The organism is Sphingomonas folli, assembly GCF_019429525.1.
In the GTDB taxonomy this organism is placed as follows: Bacteria; Pseudomonadota; Alphaproteobacteria; order Sphingomonadales; family Sphingomonadaceae; genus Sphingomonas; species Sphingomonas folii.
Genome location: NZ_JAHXZL010000011.1, coordinates 173,499 through 189,570, shown reverse-complemented (window position 1 = coordinate 189,570; position 16,072 = coordinate 173,499). Strand labels below are relative to the sequence as shown.

15 protein-coding genes and 1 pseudogene are annotated in these 16,072 nt (G+C 69.9%); 13 read left to right on the top strand and 3 right to left on the bottom strand.

Annotation, left to right across the window (positions count from 1 at the left end):
* The 12 genes and pseudogenes from KZ813_RS16625 to KZ813_RS16575 all read left to right on the top strand — a co-directional run.
* Window positions 1-906, top strand: a 906-nt coding sequence (locus KZ813_RS16625) for an energy transducer TonB (protein ID WP_219756094.1), incomplete at its 5' end; no start/stop codon positions are given.
* A 45-nt stretch (window positions 907-951) separates the two neighbouring features.
* Window positions 952-1,416 (top strand): hypothetical protein, encoded by a 465-nt coding sequence (locus KZ813_RS16620; protein WP_219756093.1) that lies wholly within the window; start codon window positions 952-954, stop codon window positions 1,414-1,416.
* A gap of 94 nt (window positions 1,417-1,510) precedes the next feature.
* Window positions 1,511-2,575: a ParA family protein gene (locus KZ813_RS16615; RefSeq protein WP_219756092.1), complete on the top strand. Its 1,065-nt coding sequence runs from the start codon at window positions 1,511-1,513 to the stop codon at window positions 2,573-2,575.
* Window positions 2,576-2,579: 4 nt separating this feature from the next.
* Entirely contained in the window at window positions 2,580-3,227 is a 648-nt protein-coding gene (locus KZ813_RS16610; RefSeq protein ID WP_219756091.1) for a HEPN domain-containing protein, read from the top strand.
* A gap of 47 nt (window positions 3,228-3,274) precedes the next feature.
* Window positions 3,275-3,943 carry a ribose-5-phosphate isomerase RpiA gene (gene rpiA, locus KZ813_RS16605; RefSeq protein ID WP_219756090.1) on the top strand — a complete coding sequence of 223 codons (669 nt, stop codon included), beginning with the start codon at window positions 3,275-3,277 and terminating at the stop codon, window positions 3,941-3,943.
* Between the two features lie 169 nt (window positions 3,944-4,112).
* Window positions 4,113-6,194 carry a transketolase gene (gene tkt / locus KZ813_RS16600; protein WP_219756089.1) on the top strand — a complete coding sequence of 694 codons (2,082 nt, stop codon included), beginning with the start codon at window positions 4,113-4,115 and terminating at the stop codon, window positions 6,192-6,194.
* Between the two features lie 237 nt (window positions 6,195-6,431).
* Window positions 6,432-7,541 carry a transaldolase gene (gene tal, locus KZ813_RS16595; protein ID WP_219756088.1) on the top strand — a complete coding sequence of 370 codons (1,110 nt, stop codon included), beginning with the start codon at window positions 6,432-6,434 and terminating at the stop codon, window positions 7,539-7,541.
* A gap of 1,061 nt (window positions 7,542-8,602) precedes the next feature.
* Entirely contained in the window at window positions 8,603-8,983 is a 381-nt protein-coding gene (locus KZ813_RS16590) for a response regulator (protein ID WP_219756087.1), read from the top strand.
* A gap of 260 nt (window positions 8,984-9,243) precedes the next feature.
* Window positions 9,244-10,593, top strand: a complete 1,350-nt coding sequence (gene gorA / locus KZ813_RS16585) for a glutathione-disulfide reductase (protein ID WP_219756116.1) — start codon at window positions 9,244-9,246, stop codon at window positions 10,591-10,593.
* An 82-nt stretch (window positions 10,594-10,675) separates the two neighbouring features.
* Entirely contained in the window at window positions 10,676-11,140 is a 465-nt protein-coding gene (locus KZ813_RS16580) for a nuclear transport factor 2 family protein (RefSeq protein ID WP_219756086.1), read from the top strand.
* Window positions 11,083-11,304: pseudogene (locus KZ813_RS20420) on the top strand (TetR family transcriptional regulator); the annotation flags it as partial. The gene KZ813_RS16580 and the pseudogene KZ813_RS20420, both read left to right, overlap by 58 nt.
* The gene (locus KZ813_RS16575; protein WP_258046895.1) at window positions 11,305-11,730 is read left to right on the top strand and encodes an LmrA/YxaF family transcription factor; all 426 of its coding nucleotides are present in this window, start codon (window positions 11,305-11,307) and stop codon (window positions 11,728-11,730) included.
* Window positions 11,731-11,752: 22 nt separating this feature from the next.
* Here the strand turns inward: KZ813_RS16575 and KZ813_RS16570 are convergent, their stop codons facing one another.
* Both KZ813_RS16570 and KZ813_RS16565 read right to left on the bottom strand, forming a co-directional pair.
* Window positions 11,753-12,241 carry a vgr related protein gene (locus KZ813_RS16570; RefSeq protein ID WP_308461921.1) on the bottom strand — a complete coding sequence of 163 codons (489 nt, stop codon included), beginning with the start codon at window positions 12,239-12,241 and terminating at the stop codon, window positions 11,753-11,755.
* A 170-nt stretch (window positions 12,242-12,411) separates the two neighbouring features.
* Window positions 12,412-12,864: a copper chaperone PCu(A)C gene (locus KZ813_RS16565; protein WP_308461920.1), complete on the bottom strand. Its 453-nt coding sequence runs from the start codon at window positions 12,862-12,864 to the stop codon at window positions 12,412-12,414.
* Between the two features lie 210 nt (window positions 12,865-13,074).
* On the opposite strand from KZ813_RS16565, the gene KZ813_RS16560 reads away from it, so the two are divergent.
* Complete coding sequence (locus KZ813_RS16560) at window positions 13,075-14,859, top strand: ABC-F family ATP-binding cassette domain-containing protein (RefSeq protein ID WP_219756085.1); 1,785 nt, start codon at window positions 13,075-13,077, stop codon at window positions 14,857-14,859.
* 411 nt (window positions 14,860-15,270) lie between these two features.
* Here the strand turns inward: KZ813_RS16560 and KZ813_RS16555 are convergent, their stop codons facing one another.
* Window positions 15,271-15,885, bottom strand: a complete 615-nt coding sequence (locus tag KZ813_RS16555; RefSeq protein ID WP_219756084.1) for an opacity protein — start codon at window positions 15,883-15,885, stop codon at window positions 15,271-15,273.
* Window positions 15,886-16,072: the final 187 nt, after the last annotated feature.

The following is a 16,072-nucleotide window of genomic DNA, read 5'->3' as shown; positions in this document are numbered from 1 at the left end:
GCGCTGGCCGGCGCGGCGCTGGCCGGCGCGGCGCTGCCGGGGAGCGCGCTGGCGCTCGCCGCCGCGGCGCCGCCCGCACCCGCCGCGCCGACCCCGCTCGCGCCGCAGGGCAAATGGGTGGTCAACTACGGCGAGCGCGGCTGCGCGATGGCGCGCGCCTTCGGCCCGGCGGACTCGCCCGTGATCGTGGCGTGGCGCTCGCTGCCGTTCGGCGACCGCGTCGAGCTGAGCGTGCAGCGCCGCCTCGGCCAGCGCGGGCTGCGTCGCGGCATGCTCCAGGTCGCGGTGGAGGGGCGCGGCGACGAGACCAGCTACGAGGCGTTCAACGGCACCGGCGACAGATTGCGCACCTTGCGCGGCTGGACCGACCCGGCGCTGTTCGCCGACCTGCCCGAGCGCGCGGTGCTGACGCTCACCCCCTCGAGCGAGCCAGCGCTGGCGGTGGCGCTGGTGGGCACCGCGCGCGCGCTCAAGGCGCTGGCGCGCTGCAACGACGATATCGCGCGGGGCTGGGGCATCGCGCCGGGCGAGCGCGACGCGGTGGCGACCGAGGCGACGCCGCGCGGCGACCCGTCGCGCTTCATCGGCCCGGACGATTACGCCAGGCAGGCGGTGGCGCGCGGCGAGCTCGGCACCTCGGCGCAATTGTGGACCGTCGCCACCGACGGGCGGGTCAGCGAGTGCCGCGTCGTGGTCGCGAGCGGCAGCGACGCGCTCGACGAGGCGGGCTGCGACGCGGCGCGGTCGCGCGCGCGCTTCACCCCCGCGGTGGGGCGCGACGGCCGGCCGATGACGAGCCACATCACCCGGATCATCAAGTGGGAGCTGCCCGGCGCGTGGCAGGACGATCCCGCCTATCGCGCCTATGTGCGCCAGCGCCGCGCGGCGGCGCGCGCCGAGGGTTGATCGCCCGCGCACGTGTCTTACCTCTCTAGCACACAGGAGGTGCGCATGGGCAAGAAGAAGCAGGCGGCGGGCAAGCAGGGCGCCGGTGCGGCCGGGGCGGACGGCGGCGGGCAGGGGGGCGGTCACGGCGGCGCGCATGGCGGCGGGCAGGGGGCGGGCCGGCGCGCCAAGCTGCCCAAGGAGCTGTTCGGCGTGAAGCTGCCCAAGGAGCTGCGCCGCCAGGGCGAGGCGTGGATCGAGCGCGCCCAGTCGCCCGCGGGCCAGCAGGCGATCGCGAGCGCGCTGACCGCGGTGGCGGGCATGGCCGCGAGCGCGGTCGCGGCCAAGGCGGCGGAGAAGGCCGCCAAGGGCGCGGCGCCGGCGGGCGGCGCGGGGGAGGCGCAGGCAGCGGGTGCGGGGGCCGCGGCGGGCGCCAGCGGTGGCCAGCGCACGCGCGAGCAGGAGATCGGCGACGCGGTGACGCGGGTGGCGACGGCGTTTTTCGGTGGGTTGAATAAGCGTTCACTTTAAATGCATTGGACTTGTTTAGTCGGGCGGGTCGTGCTTGATCTCTATTGGAAGCTTGCCTTGCTGTTAGGCTTGAGGGGATTAGTAGGCTCCACCGATGAAACAAATCGCGATTTTCAACCATAAGGGTGGCGTCTCTAAGACGACAATGACCTTCCATCTTGGATGGATGCTGGCCAATCTAGGCAAGCGCGTTATGGTTGTCGATTGCGACCCACAGTGTAACCTGACGGGTGTTTTTCTTGGTGATATAGATACAGACGATTACCCGTTTGAAAGCCCGTCGCCGCAGTCGCCAAGAAATATTAGAGATGCTGTCAGGCCAGCCTTCGAGTCTAGGCCTTACACGATAACATCGACAGAACTGCAAGAGGCGAATCTACGGCCGGGGTTATTTCTTCTTCCCGGCCATGTGGGCTTATCGGAGTACGAGAGTCAACTCGCTGTTGCTCATGAACTTAGCAATACATTATCTGCTTTGCAGAATATTCCCGGTGCGCTTCATCATGCAATCAATATAACTGCGGTTGCTCACAACATTGATTATGCTCTGATTGACATGAGCCCGAGCCTTGGCGCGATCAATCAAAACCTATTCATGACAAGTCACGGCTTTATTCTGCCTATGGCGCCTGATCTATTTTCTTCGATGGCGTTGAGGTCTCTTGCTCGAACTCTGCCGAAGTGGGCTGATTGGGGAAAGAAGGCTGCTGGAAATAGCATATTGCGGGAGGCGGATTATCCGTTTCATCCGGTAACTCCGAAATATCTCGGCTCGACGGTCAATAATTTTAGGAAAAGGTCGCGTGGCGGTGAGGAGGCGAAACCGACTCAAGCTTTTCAAAAGTGGTTTAATAAGTTAGCAGAAGTGAGAGATAACGAGCTTGCGCACGCTCTAGAATCTTCGAAGATGCTTCTGCCGCCGGATGTTTACACATCATCAAATGCTCCAACGTCGCAATTCTTGATGGAAATCGGCTCGCTAGATGGTCTCATTGCTACTGCTCAAGAGCTTGCAAAACCGGTTTTTGCCATCGACATAGCTAATGACACATCCTTTGGCGGCGCTGTGGGCGAAAGCTATCTTGTCAAAATCGCTGATATTGATAGTGGATTTAGGGCAGGTGCGGAAAAGGTAATTGCTCTAACGAGTCAGTTTTAGAGACATGCCTCGCTTTGATGGCGCTTTGGCCACCTTCGGACACGCTATGGATAGGGCGCGTCAGATGGTTTCCCTTTATGACGCTCTTTCTGCGCTGAGGCCGAACGAGCCAGCCAATGATGATGCTCTAAGATCTGCGTACATCCTTGCGGTCAGTTCGTTTGATTTTTTCGTGCATGAATTGGTGGCGATTGAAGCTCGGCATCGTTTCTCTGAGCCGAAGCGGACTAGAAATATAAGTCTTCCGATGGAAATAATCACTATAACGGATGCAGAAACGCGGGTGGCTCAGGCTGAGGCTCATGTAAGAAGGGTAAATTCCTACAAGGCATTTGTTGACCCCGCTAAGCTAGCGGACGTACTATCGTGCTACTGCGTAGATCCTTGGGATAAGATCACAACGTTGATCAATGGATCTGTTCCTGGATCGACAGCGCGGTCTGCGGACGACATCAAAGGGCAGCTCAGAAGTATCTGGAAAAGAAGAAATAAAATCGCCCACGAGGCAGACGTTAATCCTACACTAGCGGGGGTGTCTCTGTGGCCAATTGATAAAACCGATGCGCAGATTACGATTGCTTTCATGTACCAGTTAGGATGCTGCTTCCCTGCCTTGATGGAAAGTGTTCTAGAACCTCAGGACGCCGCGTGATTAATAATGGCGCTTGCGTGTCTCGCGCGAAATTTTAGACGTCATCCATGCCCAACGACAAACGCCTCGCCGCCGAAGCCGCCGTCGCCGAGGTCACCCCCGGCCTGCTGGTCGGCCTCGGCACCGGCTCCACCGTCGCCTACTTCATCGACGCGCTCGCCGCGCGCGTCCGTGACGGGCTCGCCATCCGCGCCGTCGCGACCAGCCGCGCCAGCGAGGAGCGCGCGCGCGCCGCGGGCATCGTGGTCGACGATTTCGCCGACGTCGCCCGCGTCGACCTCACCGTCGACGGCGCCGACGAGCTCGACCCGCGCTTCTACGCCATCAAGGGCGCGGGCGGCGCGCTGCTGCGCGAGAAGATCGTCGCCGCCGCCTCGGCGCGCATGGTGGTCATCGCGGACGGCTCCAAGCAGGTCGCCGCGATCGGCGCCGCCCGGCTGCCGGTCGAGGTGATCCCGTTCGCGCGCGCCTTCGTCGCCGCGCGGCTCGCCGCGCTGGGCGCCGCCACCACCCGGCGCGACTCGCCCACCGACAACGGCAACCTCATCCTCGACGCGCGCTTCGCCGCCTTCCCCGACCCGCGCGAGCTCGCCCGCGCGCTCGACGCCACGCCCGGCGTGATGGGGCACGGGCTGTTCCTCGACGAGGTCGACGCGGCGTACGTGGCGCGGGGCGGCGTCGTTACGCGGCTGGAACGCGCCGCGACGAGCGGGTAGAGGATGCGCTGACTCGGGCAACCGGCCGCGCGCCGGTGCGTTCGATCGCCCGAACACCCGTGAGCGGGACCGGGCCATGACCGGGGCATCGTCCGGCGCGGCGACGCGCCCGGCCGGCGCCGTTCCCAGGGTGTACCTAACCTGTTGCGACACGATGCGAGGGGCTGACATGACCGATACCGCTACCATCTCCGCGGACGTCCACGAGGACGGCAGCCCCGAGCGGCTCCAGATCGACACCATCCGCACGCTCTCCATGGACGCGGTGCAGAAGGCCAACTCGGGCCACCCCGGCACCCCGATGGCGCTCGCCCCGGTGGGCTGGACGCTGTGGACCAAGTTCCTCCGCTACGACCCGCGCCACGCCGACTGGCCCAACCGCGACCGCTTCGTGCTGTCGGTCGGCCACGCCTCGATGCTGCTCTACTCGCTGCTGTATCTCGCGGGGGTCGAGGAGATCGGCGCCGACGGCGAGAAGAGCGGCAAGCCCGCGGTCAGCCTCGAGGACATCGAGCAGTTCCGCCAGCTCAGCTCGAAGACGCCGGGCCACCCCGAGTATCGCCACACCACCGGGGTCGAGACCACCACCGGGCCGCTCGGCGCGGGCTGCGGCAACTCGGTCGGCATGGCGATCGCCGAGCGCTGGCTCGCGGCGCGCTACAACCGCCCGGGCTACGACCTGTTCGACCATGACGTCTACGCTTTGTGCGGCGACGGCGACATGATGGAGGGCGTCGCGGCCGAAGCGGCGAGCCTCGCCGGGCACCTGAGGCTCAGCAACCTGTGCTGGATCTACGACAGCAACCATATCTCGATCGAGGGTGGCACCGATCTCGCCTTCGACGAGGACGTCGGCCAGCGCTTCCAGGCCTATGGCTGGAACGTGATCCACGTTGACGACGCCAATGACGTGGGCGCGCTGTCGGCGGCGATCGAGTCGTTCAAGGCGACCGACGACCGGCCGACCTTCATCGTCGTCCACTCGGTGATCGGCTGGGGCAGCCCGCGCGCCGGCACCGAGAAGGCGCACGGCGAGCCGCTCGGCGAGGAGAATGTGGCGAAGACCAAGGCGGCCTATGGGTGGCCGGTCGACAAGCAATTCTACGTCCCCGCGGGGGTGAAGGAGGCGTTCGGCGAGGCGGTGGCGTCGCGCGGGCAGGCGGCGCGCGACGCGTGGGTCGCTCTGTTCGACCGCTATCGCGGCGAGTTCCCCGAGCAGGCGGGCGAGCTCGACCTGCTGCTCAAGGACCAGCTGCCCGACGGCTGGGACAGCGAGATTCCGACCTTCGAGGCCGACGCCAAGGGCGTGGCGAGCCGCGACGCGGGCGGCAAGGTGCTCAACGCGATCGTCAAGAAGGTGCCGTGGCTGGTCGGCGGCTCGGCCGACCTCGCGCCCTCGACCAAGACCGACGTCAAGGGCGCGCCCTCGTTCGAGGCGAACAACTACGGCGGCACCAACTTCCACTTCGGCGTGCGCGAGCATGCGATGGGCGCGGTGGTCAACGGCATGGCGCTGTCGCACCTGCGCTCGTACGGCTCCACCTTCCTGGTGTTCCTCGATTACATGCGCGCGCCGGTGCGGCTGGCGGCGATCATGGAGATCGGCGCGGTCTATGTCTTCACGCACGATTCGATCGGCGTCGGCGAGGACGGTCCGACCCACCAGCCGATCGAGCATCTCGCCACGATGCGCGCGATCCCGGGGCTCGACACGATCCGCCCGGGCGACGCCAACGAGGTGGCGGCGGCGTGGCGCGCGACGATGACGTCGGCCGACCACCCCACCGCGCTGGTGCTGTCGCGCCAGGCGCTGCCGACGCTCGACCGCTCCACGTACGCGAGCGCCGACGGCGTGGCGCAGGGCGCCTATGTGCTGGCCGACGCGGCCGCGGGCGGCGTGCCCGAGGTGATCCTGATCGCGACCGGCTCGGAGGTGGGGCTCGCGGTCGCGGCCTATGAGCGGCTCGTCGGCGAGGGCGTGAAGGCGCGCGTCGTGTCGATGCCGAGCTGGTTCCGCTACGAGCGCCAGGACGCCGCCTACAAGGAGAGCGTGCTGCCCCGCGCGGTGACCGCGCGCGTCGCGATCGAGATGGCGGGCTCGCTCGGCTGGGACCGCTACGTCGGGTTCGAGGGGCGGCAGATCACGATGTCGACCTTCGGCGCCTCGGCCCCGCTGGCGAAGCTGCAGGACAAGTTCGGCTTCACCGTGGAGAATGTCGTCAAGGTCGCCAAGGAGGCGATGGGGCGGTAATCCCGCGGATCGGGCGCGGGCGGCCGTCGCCTCGCCCTCCGACGACCACCCCGGCGCACGCCGGGGTCCAGTTGGGGGACGGCGGTGAGACCCACGACAGTCCTCCCACCTGGACCCCGGCGTGCGCCGGGGTGGTGCTTTTGAGGAGCGGCGGCGCTCGCCACGACCGCACAGGCTTATCCTGCGCCCCCGCCGCCCCTATATCGGCGGGACGCGCGACGAGATGGAGGAAGGCGAGTGAGCAAGCTACAGGACCTCAGCGAGGCGGGCACCGCGGTGTGGCTCGACTTCGTCGACCGCAAGTTCCTCGCGCAGGGCGGGTTGCAGAAGCTGGTCGACGCCGACGGGCTGACCGGCGTCACCTCCAACCCGACGATCTTCGAGAAGGCGATGGGCGCGGGCGACGCCTATGACGAGGGCTTCACCGCGTTCGACCGCGAGAACCCCGGCGCCGAGCCGATGGCGCGCTACGAGGCGCAGGCGATCAAGGACATCCAGGCGGCGTGCGACACGTTGCTGCCGGTCTATCAGCGGCTCGACGCGGCGGACGGCTATGTCAGCCTCGAGGTCTCGCCCTATCTCGCGCTCAACGGCCCCGAGACCGCCGAGGAGGCCGAGCGGCTGTGGCAGGCGGTCGACCGCCCCAACCTCATGATCAAGATCCCCGGCACCGACGACGGCGTGCGCGCGATCCGCGACACGATCGCCAAGGGGATCAACGTCAACGTCACGTTGCTGTTCGGCATCGAGGCCTATCAGAACGTCGCGCACGCCTATGTCGAGGGGCTCGAGGAGCGCGTGGGCAAGGGCCTGTCGATCGACAAGATCGCCAGCGTCGCCAGCTTCTTCGTCAGCCGCATCGACAGCAAGATCGACGATAAGATCGACGCCGGCGTCGGCGGCGAGGAGGCCAAGCCGCTCAAGGGCAAGGTGGCGATCGCCAACGCCAAGCTGGCCTATGCCTGGTACGAGGAGTTCGTCGCCTCCGAGCGCTGGCAGAAGCTCGCCGCCAAGGGCGCGCGCCCGCAGCGGCTGCTCTGGGCGTCCACCGGCACCAAGAACCCGGACTATCCCGACACGCTCTACGTCGACCAGCTGATCGGGCCCGACACGGTCAACACCATGCCGCCCAAGACGATGGACGCCTTCCGCGACCATGGCACGGTGGCGCCGACGCTCCAGCAGGACGTCGACGGCGCGCGCCACGTGATCGACGAGCAGGCGCGCCTCGGGCTCGACCTCGACGGCGTGACCAAAGAGCTGGTCGAGGAGGGCGTGGCGAGCTTCTCCAAGTCGTTCGACGACCTGCTCGAGGTGATCAAGTCGAAGCAGCCCGCCGCGGCGTGACGCCGGGGTGAGCGGGCGGGGGGCGAGCGCCACCGACGCGCTGCCCCGTGGCGCGGGTGCGGCGGCGCGAGAGCAGGTGGCGTGAGCGTCGTCTCGCGCCGCTTCTCCCCAACTTCCGTCATGCCCGCGTCGGCGCGGATCTGGGGGCGCTGACGGCCCAACCCCATCGACAGGTCCGCGCGTCTGGATCCCTGCCGTCGCAGGGATGACGCGAAGGGCAGGCGGGAGGCGCGGGTGGCGAAGGCCCTCGCGCGAGCTCGACCGCGGGTGAGGTCCCGGCCGCGCGTCTCTCGCTTATGCCGCCCCCTCGTCATCCCCACGCAGGCGGGGATACAGAGGGGCTGACATCCCAACTCCATCGACAGGTCCGCGCGTCTGGATCCCTGCCCCCGCAGGGATGACGCGAAGGGCAGGCGGGAGGCGCGGGTGGCGAAGCGCCTCGCGCGAGCTCGACCGCGGGTGAGGTCCCGACCGCGCGTCTCTCGCTTATGCCGCCAGGCCATGCCGCCCCCTCCGTCATCCCCGCGCAGGCGGGGATCCAGACGCGTTGACGTCTCGGCTCCATCGACCGGTTTGCGCGTCTGGATCCCTGCCTTCGCAGGGATGACGGCGGTGGGGCGGTCGGGCGGTGGGCCGGGCCGGTGGGCGGTCGGCGGTCGGCGGCCGGCATTGGGGCGGTGGGGCGGTGGGCGGTGGGCTGGGCCGGTCGGCGGTCGGCGGTCGGCGGTAGGGCGGTGGGCGAGCGAGCGGCTGCTGAGTCGTTCCGCGAGCGCCGGTGCCCCTGATCCCCGGCCAGCCAGCCAGCCCCCGAATCACCCGAGCGGCGGCGCCGGTGCCGTCGGACCGTCGCCTGCCACGGTGGCCGGATCCCTCCGCCACGACCGCCCATGCCCCCGTCATTGCGGACTCGGTGCAACACTCGGGTTTGTAAATTACCGTTACGTCAACTTCGAAGCGCGCGCGCGCCTGTCCCGCCTTGACACGCATCAAGCGAGCGGCAAGACCGGCGTCGAGCAGTTGATTTTATACGATGAACGGTGTCGCACGGGGCTAAACAGCGAATGACGGACGACCAGCGCGCGCCAGTGATCCTGGTGGTGGACGACGAGCCGCTGGTGCGCAGCACCGTCTGCGAGCAGCTCCAGAGCACCGGCTATGACGTCCATACCGCCGCCTCGGGCGACGAGGCCTATGACATGATCAACGGCGGCGTGCGCTTCGACGTGCTGCTCACCGACGTGCGCATGCCCGGCTCGCTCGACGGTTTCGGCCTGGTCCGGCGCGTGCTGGCGCTGCTGCCGGGCGCGCGCACGATCGTGATGTCGGGCTTCGTCGGCGACGACCATCTCGACACCCGCGCCGCCGACCGCTTCATCGGCAAGCCCTTCACCATGGCGCGGCTGCAGCGCGAGCTGAGCGACCTGCTCACGGGGCTGTGCTGAGCGCGCCGCCCCTTCCCTGAGCGCGCGCGCGGCCCCATCTGGGTCGGCGTCCCCCCGCCCGCCGGGCCTCGACCTCGCGCCGAGAGGCTGACGCCTTTGGTCCTGGACTCCCGCGTGCGCGGGAGCACGGTTGAGCTTGGCGGGGTCGGCGTCTAGCAGCGCCGGGACCGCAGCGCGCCGTCTCGACGCCCGGCGCGCGCGCACCCGTCTTCCCGCGTCCACGGAGCCGCCCGCTTATGCCCGACCTCACGCCCGACCCCATGTCCGACTACGATTACGACCTCTTCGTCATCGGCGCCGGCTCGGGCGGCACCCGCGCCGCGCGGGTGGCCGCGGCGCACGGCGCCAGGGTGGCGGTGGCGGAGGAATATCGCGTCGGCGGCACCTGCGTGATCCGCGGCTGCGTGCCCAAGAAGCTGCTCGTCTACGGCGCGCATTTCGCCGAGGACCTGCGCGACGCGCGCCACTTCGGCTGGGACGTGCCGGGCGACTGCGCGTTCGACTGGCAGCGGCTGCGCGACAACGTGCTGCGCGAGGTCGATCGCATCAACGGCGCCTATACCCACACGCTGGAGAACGCGGGCGCCGAGATCATCCACCAGCGCGCCACCGTCTCCGGCCCCCATGAGGTGACGCTCGGCGACGGCACCACGCGCACCGCCGCGACGATCCTGATCGCGGTCGGCGCGCACCCCGCGGTGCCGTCCTGTCCCGGCCACGAGCACGGCATCACCTCGAACGAGGCGTTCCACCTCGACTCGGTGCCGAAGCGCGTGCTGATCGCGGGCGCGGGCTATATCGCCAACGAGTTCGCGGGCATCTTCCACCAGCTCGGCGCGCACGTCATCCTGATGAACCGCACCAAGGAGATCCTGCGCGGCTACGACCTGCAGATCCGCGACCGGCTGCTCCAGATCAGCATGATGAAGGGGTTGGAGTTCCGCTTCGACGCCCAGTTCGAGGGCATCGAGAAGAGGGACGACGGCTGCCTCGAGGTGCGCATGAGCGGGCATGAGCCCGCGGTCGTCGACCTGGTGATGTTCGCCACCGGGCGCCGCCCCAACACCACCGGGCTCGGGCTGGAGACCGCCGGGGTCGAGCTCGACGAGCACGGCGCGGTCAAGGTGGACGACGACAATCGCTCGACCTGCGCCTCGATCTTCGCGGTCGGCGACGTGACCAACCGGATCCAGCTCACCCCGATCGCGATCCGCGAGGGCCAGGCCTTCGCGGACCGGATGTACGGCGGCAAGGACACGCGGGTGGACTATGACTGCGTGCCCTCGGCGGTGTTCAGCCATCCCCCGATCGCGGGGGTGGGGCTCACCGAGAGCCAGGCGCGCCAGAAGCTGGGCTCGGTGAAGGTCTATTCGTCGGATTTCCGGCCGATGAAGAACGTGCTGGCGGGGCGCGACGAGCGCGCGCTCTACAAGATGGTGTGCGACGGCGAGACCGACCGCGTCGTCGGCATCCACATGATCGGGCCCGATGTGCCCGAGATCATCCAGGCCGCGGCGGTGGCGGTGAAGGCGGGGCTGACCAAGGCGCAGTTCGACGCCACCGTGGCGCTCCACCCGACCATGGCGGAGGAGCTGGTGCTGCTGCGCTGAGGCGTCGGCGACGGCCTCCGCCGCGCTTGACGAGGCGGCGCCTGAGTTGTACCGATCGGTACAACTGGCGAGGAGATGCGCGATGTCCCGCCCGCCCGTTCCCCCCTTCACCGCCGCGACGGCGGCGCGCAAGGCGCGCCTGGCCGAGGACGCGTGGAACAGCCGCGATCCCGCGGCGGTGTCGCTGGCCTACACGCCGGACAGCGTCTGGCGGAACCGCGGCGAGTTCCTGACCGGGCGGAGCGCGATCGTCGCCTTCCTCACGCGCAAATGGGCGCTTGAGCTGGAGTATCGGCTCATCAAGGAGCCGTGGGCGCACGACGCGAACCGGATCGCGGTCCGCTTCGCCTATGAGTGGCACGACGCGGCCGGGCAGTGGTACCGCGCCTACGGCAACGAGAACTGGGAGTTCGACGGCGCGGGCCTGATGGCGCGCCGCCTCGCCTCCATCAACGACCGGCCGATCGCGGCGGCCGAGCGCGCCTTCCACTGGCCGCTCGGGCGACGCCCCGACGATCATCCCTCGCTCAGCGAGCTCGGCCTCTGACCGCCCGGCGCACGCTCAGCGATCGCGCCGGCGCCCTCCCGGCGCTGGCGGAGGCGTTCCGCACGCACGGCTTCGAGGGCGCGAGCCTGGCGCTCCTCTCGGGCGCCACCGGCCTGGGCAAGGGCAGCCTCTACAACTTCTTCCCGGGCGGGAAGGAGGAGATGATGGACGCGGTGCTCGCCGACATCGACGGCTGGTTCCAGGCGCATCTGTTCGACCCGCTCGAGCGCTCGCCCGATCCGGCCGCGGCGATCCGATCGATGATGGCGGAGGTGACCCGCTATTTCCACTCGGGCCAGCGCGTGTGCCTGGTCGGCTGGGTCAGCCTGGGCGCGTCGGGTGACACCTTCGCGCCCCGGGTGGCGGGCTATTTCGCGCGCTGGATCGCGGCGCTCTCGGCGTGTCTGGCGCGCGGCGGTGTCGCCGCCGCGCCGGCGCGCGCGCTGGCGGAGGAGACGGTCGGCGCGATCCAGGGCGCCATCGTCCTGTCGCGCGCGCTCGACGACCGCGCGGCGTTCGGCCGGATCGTCGGCCGGCACGAGGCGCTGCTGCTCCAGGCGGTCGCGGTGGCCCGCGCCGGACCGGCCTGAGTCGCGCCACGCCGCCGCGGCGTCACCCCGCGCGGAACGGCAGGATCGTCTCGTAGCGCGCCAGCTCGGGCGCGCCCGCGACGGTGGCGCCGCGACGCAGCAGGAAGGCGTGGCGGACGATCTCGGCCTGCTGCTCCAGCCCGTAGCGCTCGAGCGGCCAGCCCGGGTGGATGGTGTAATGGTAGCGGCAGAAGGGATGGCGCGCGAGCGGCAGGCACACGCCGCGCTGGTGCTGCCAGACGTGGCACAGCTCGTGGACGAACAGCCCCTGCAGGCCGAGCGGGGCCGCGGCGAAATCGTCGCGCCACAGCTCGCCTCTCGGGTGGAAGTGGATCGTGCCGCGCGGCGCCATCACCACGTCGCGCGGCTGGAAGAAGGCCCATGTGCGCCGCGCCAGGCGCACCGGCGCATAGTCGATCGAGTCGCCGTAGACCGAGCGCGCCAGCGCGACCTCGCCGGGGGTGAGCGGGCGGGTCACGGGCGTCGCTTCGCCCGCGGGAGCAACGCTCACCGCGCCCTCCCGCCGTCGCCCCGGCGGAGGCCGGGGCCCAGTCGGGTGACGCCGGTGAGCCTCACCGCGGCCTCCCCACCTGGGCCCCGGCCTCCGCCGGGCGACGGCGGGGGAGGTCGGCGCCACCTGCCACCACGGGCGGCGCCATGTCGCGCACGCCCACCGCGCGCTCACTCCGGCGCGGCATCGCCCGCCGCGATCACGCGCGCGTCGGCGCGCACCGCGCTGCCGTCCTCGAAGCGCAGCGTCAGCGGCAGCGTGCTTCCCGCCGCGACGCTGGCGGGCAGGCCGAACAGCATGACGTGCTGTGCCCCCGGCGCGAAGGCGACGCTGCCGCGCGCGGGCACGCGCACGCTCGGCAGCGAGTCCATCGTGGCCATGCGGTTGCCGGTCATGCGACTGGCGTGGAGCTCGGTCCGCGCCGCGCCGGGTGCCTCGACCTGCACCAGCGTCGCGTCCGCGGCGCCGCCGTGGAGCAGGAAATAGCCCGCCGCCGGCCGGCCCGGCACCGCCGCGAGCCGGACATAGGCGTCCCCCGCGACCGGCGCGCTCGGCTGCGCGGAGCAGGCGGCGAGCGATGCGGCCAGCAGCACGGGCGCGGCGAAGGTCCAGCGTGGGGTCACTCTCGTCTCCTCGACGCTGGGGTGTAGGTGCCCCCGCCTTGTCCGGCAAGCCGCGCTCGCCCGCGCCGTCGCGTCGCCCGCGGGCTCTCGCCCCCGTTCCGCGAGCGGCGCCCCGCTGGCGGCGCCCCGCTGGCGGCGCCCCGCGAGCGGCGCCCCGCGAGCGGACCCCGCGCCATTGCCAGCCGCGCCCCCGCCACCTAGGTCCGCGCCATGGCCGCACCCATCCTCTCCTACGAAGACCTCGGGCTGGTGCAGGGCGCCGGCTGGCTGTTCCGCCACCTCGACCTGTTCATCGGCGAGCGCGACCGGCTCGCGCTGATCGGGCGCAACGGCGCCGGCAAGTCCACCCTGCTCAAGCTGATCGCGGGCGCGATCGACAGCGACGAGGGCCGGCGCACGATCGTGCCGGGCACCAAGGTGGTGATGCTCGAGCAGGACCCCGACCTCGCCGGCTTCGCCACGCTGGCCGACTATGTCCTCTCCGGCGCGCACCCGCCGCAGCCCTATGAGGCCGAGGCGATCGCGGGGCAGCTCGGCATCGACCTCACGCGCGAGGCGCGGTCCGCCTCGGGCGGCGAGCGCCGCCGCGCCGCGATCGTGCGCGCGCTCGCGCTCGACCCCGACGTGCTGCTGCTCGACGAGCCGACCAACCACCTCGACGTCGGAGCGATCGAGTGGCTGGAGGACTGGCTCAAGCGCTACCGGGGCGCCTTCGTGGTGATCAGCCACGACCGCACCTTCCTCACCCGGCTGACGCGCCAGACCCTGTGGCTCGACCGCGGCGAGCTGCGCCGCGCCGAGGTCGGCTTCGGCGGGTTCGAGGCGTGGACCGAGCAGGTCTATGCCGAGGAGGAGCGCAACGCCGCGCGGCTCGACGCCAAGCTCAAGATCGAGGAACATTGGCTCCAGCGCGGCGTCACCGGGCGGCGTCGGCGCAACCAGGGCCGCCTCGCCAAGCTCAAGGAGATGCGCGCCGAACGCGCCGCGATGACCGGCCCGCAGGGTGCCGCCGCGCTGTCGATCGCGAGCGACGACGTGAAGACCAAGGTGGTGATCGACGTCGAGCACGTCTCCAAGAGCTACGGCGAGCGCGCGATCATCCGCGACCTGAACTTGCGCGTCGCGCGCGGCGACCGGATCGGCATCGTCGGGCGCAACGGCGCGGGCAAGACGACGCTGCTCCGGCTGCTCACCGGCGAGATCGAACCCGACGTCGGCACGATCAAGCGCGCCAAGACGCTCGACGGCATCGTGATCGACCAGCAGCGCAGCCTGATGGCGCCCGAGAAGACCGTGCGCGACGTCGTCGCCGACGGCGGCGAGTGGATCGACGTGCTCGGCACGCGCAAGCATCTCCACGGCTATCTCAAGGAGTTCCTGTTCGATCCCTCACTCGCCGAGGCCAAGGTGGGGACGCTGTCGGGCGGCGAGCGCTCGCGCCTGCTGCTGGCGCGCGAGTTCGCGCGGCGCTCCAACCTGCTGGTGCTCGACGAGCCGACCAACGACCTCGACCTCGAGACGCTCGACCTGCTCCAGGAAGTGATCGCGGACTATGAGGGCACGGTGCTGATCGTCAGCCACGACCGCGACTTCCTCGACCGCACCGTGACGGTGACTTTGGGGCTCGACGGAACGGGCCACGTCGACGTGGTGGCGGGCGGCTACGAGGATTGGGAGCGGCAGCGGCGCCCGCGCGTCGAGGCGGCGCGCCGGCCAGCGGCCAAGGTGGCGGCCGTGGCGGCGCCGTCCCCGCCGCCCGCGGCGCGGACCAAGCTCACCTACAAGGACCAGCGCGACTATGAGCTGCTGCCGAAGCGGATCGAGGAGATCGACGCCACCATCGCGCGCGACGAGGCGGCGATGGCCGACCCGGGCCTGTACGCGCGGGACGCGGCGGCCTTCGATCGGCTGAGCAGGGGCATCGCCGCGCTGCGCGACGAGAAAGAGGCGGCCGAGCTGCGCTGGCTCGAGCTGGCGGAGAAGGTGGAGGGCTGAGGCGGCGCCGCCCGCGAGGGTGCGACCGCGTCCTTTCCCTCACCGGCGGGACGTCGCCTATCGGTTATCGATGCTGCCTGCGAGGCGGAAGAGTGTCGCGGAGGGAGCCTTCTAGAGGCTGATCCATCTGATGTGGGTCAGCGGGATGCTCCTGCGGACGCAGGAGCCCAGCGTCACGGCCGTCACGCCGGAGCCCAGGACCACCAAGGTCGCCGCCCATGGCCCGGGGCTCCCCTGCGCGGGAGCACGGGTCCGCTCGGAGGGATCGGACCCTGACGGAGCGGGTAGGACGCGCCCTCGCCGGACGAGCAAAGGGCGGGACCGTCGCCGGCCCCGCCCCTCTCTCCCCCGCACGGGAACGCCACTGGTGCGGTCGGTCGCGCTAGGCTCCCTTCGCGACCGAAGCCGGGATCAGAAGTGCGCCACGATGCCGAGCGTCGGGCGGAAGCTGTTGGTCCAGCCGAAGGTCGAGACCTCGCCGCGCAGGCGGATGCCCGAGTTGCCGGTCAGGCCGCCGAGACCGATCTCCTTCGGGCCGACCTCGAAGCCGATGCCGTAGGTGACGTCGTGGAAGTCGCGGTCGGTGTTCACGCGCTTGTCGAAATTGACCCACTGGTAGCCGACCTTGCCGTAGATCAGGCCGCTCTCGCCGGCGCGCAGGCCGAAGCGGCCGGCGGCGCCGTACTGCCAGTCGATGTCGCCCGAGATGCCCTTGGCGACGTTGCCCTCGGCACCGACGAAGAAGGCGCCGAGCGGCACGTTGGCGCCGACCAGGCCCTCGACCAGCGAGCCGTTCAGCTTGTTCTGTTGCGGCGCGCCGGCGACGCTGTCGGTCTGGAACTCCTCCCAGCCGCCGCGCACCGCGACATAGGGCTCGAAGCCGAACGCCTTGGTGCCGTCGGGGGCCTGTGCGGTCGAGGTGTCGACCGGGGCGCTGGTGTCGGTCGCGGTGGCGTCCTGCGCCAGCGAGGGGGTGGCGACGAACGCGGCGGACGCGGCGACGGCCGCAAGAACGAGCTTACGCATACGGATTCCTCAAGATCAGTTTCGTTGTCCGGTGTGTGACGCCGCAGGCGCCCGGACCGGGGACCCACTGAACCGCGCGGGCGGGGCTTGGTTGCTGTAAAAAGACGCGGCGGTCGCACGTCGGCGCGAGGTGTGGCCGAACTGACACGCTTTCTGTCGGCGGGATGAACGCGATCCCGCCATTGTG

Coding starts and splice junctions, on each gene's coding strand:
- KZ813_RS16575 (WP_258046895.1), top strand. CDS start 11,305: ATGGACGCGGTGCTCGCCGACATCGACGGCTGGTTCCAGGCGCATCTG.
- KZ813_RS16580 (WP_219756086.1), top strand. CDS start 10,676: ATGTCCCGCCCGCCCGTTCCCCCCTTCACCGCCGCGACGGCGGCGCGC.
- gorA (WP_219756116.1), top strand. CDS start 9,244: ATGTCCGACTACGATTACGACCTCTTCGTCATCGGCGCCGGCTCGGGC.
- tkt (WP_219756089.1), top strand. CDS start 4,113: ATGACCGATACCGCTACCATCTCCGCGGACGTCCACGAGGACGGCAGC.
- KZ813_RS16620 (WP_219756093.1), top strand. CDS start 952: ATGGGCAAGAAGAAGCAGGCGGCGGGCAAGCAGGGCGCCGGTGCGGCC.
- KZ813_RS16555 (WP_219756084.1), bottom strand. CDS start 15,885: ATGCGTAAGCTCGTTCTTGCGGCCGTCGCCGCGTCCGCCGCGTTCGTC.
- KZ813_RS16615 (WP_219756092.1), top strand. CDS start 1,511: ATGAAACAAATCGCGATTTTCAACCATAAGGGTGGCGTCTCTAAGACG.
- KZ813_RS16560 (WP_219756085.1), top strand. CDS start 13,075: ATGGCCGCACCCATCCTCTCCTACGAAGACCTCGGGCTGGTGCAGGGC.
- rpiA (WP_219756090.1), top strand. CDS start 3,275: ATGCCCAACGACAAACGCCTCGCCGCCGAAGCCGCCGTCGCCGAGGTC.
- KZ813_RS16590 (WP_219756087.1), top strand. CDS start 8,603: ATGACGGACGACCAGCGCGCGCCAGTGATCCTGGTGGTGGACGACGAG.
- KZ813_RS16610 (WP_219756091.1), top strand. CDS start 2,580: ATGCCTCGCTTTGATGGCGCTTTGGCCACCTTCGGACACGCTATGGAT.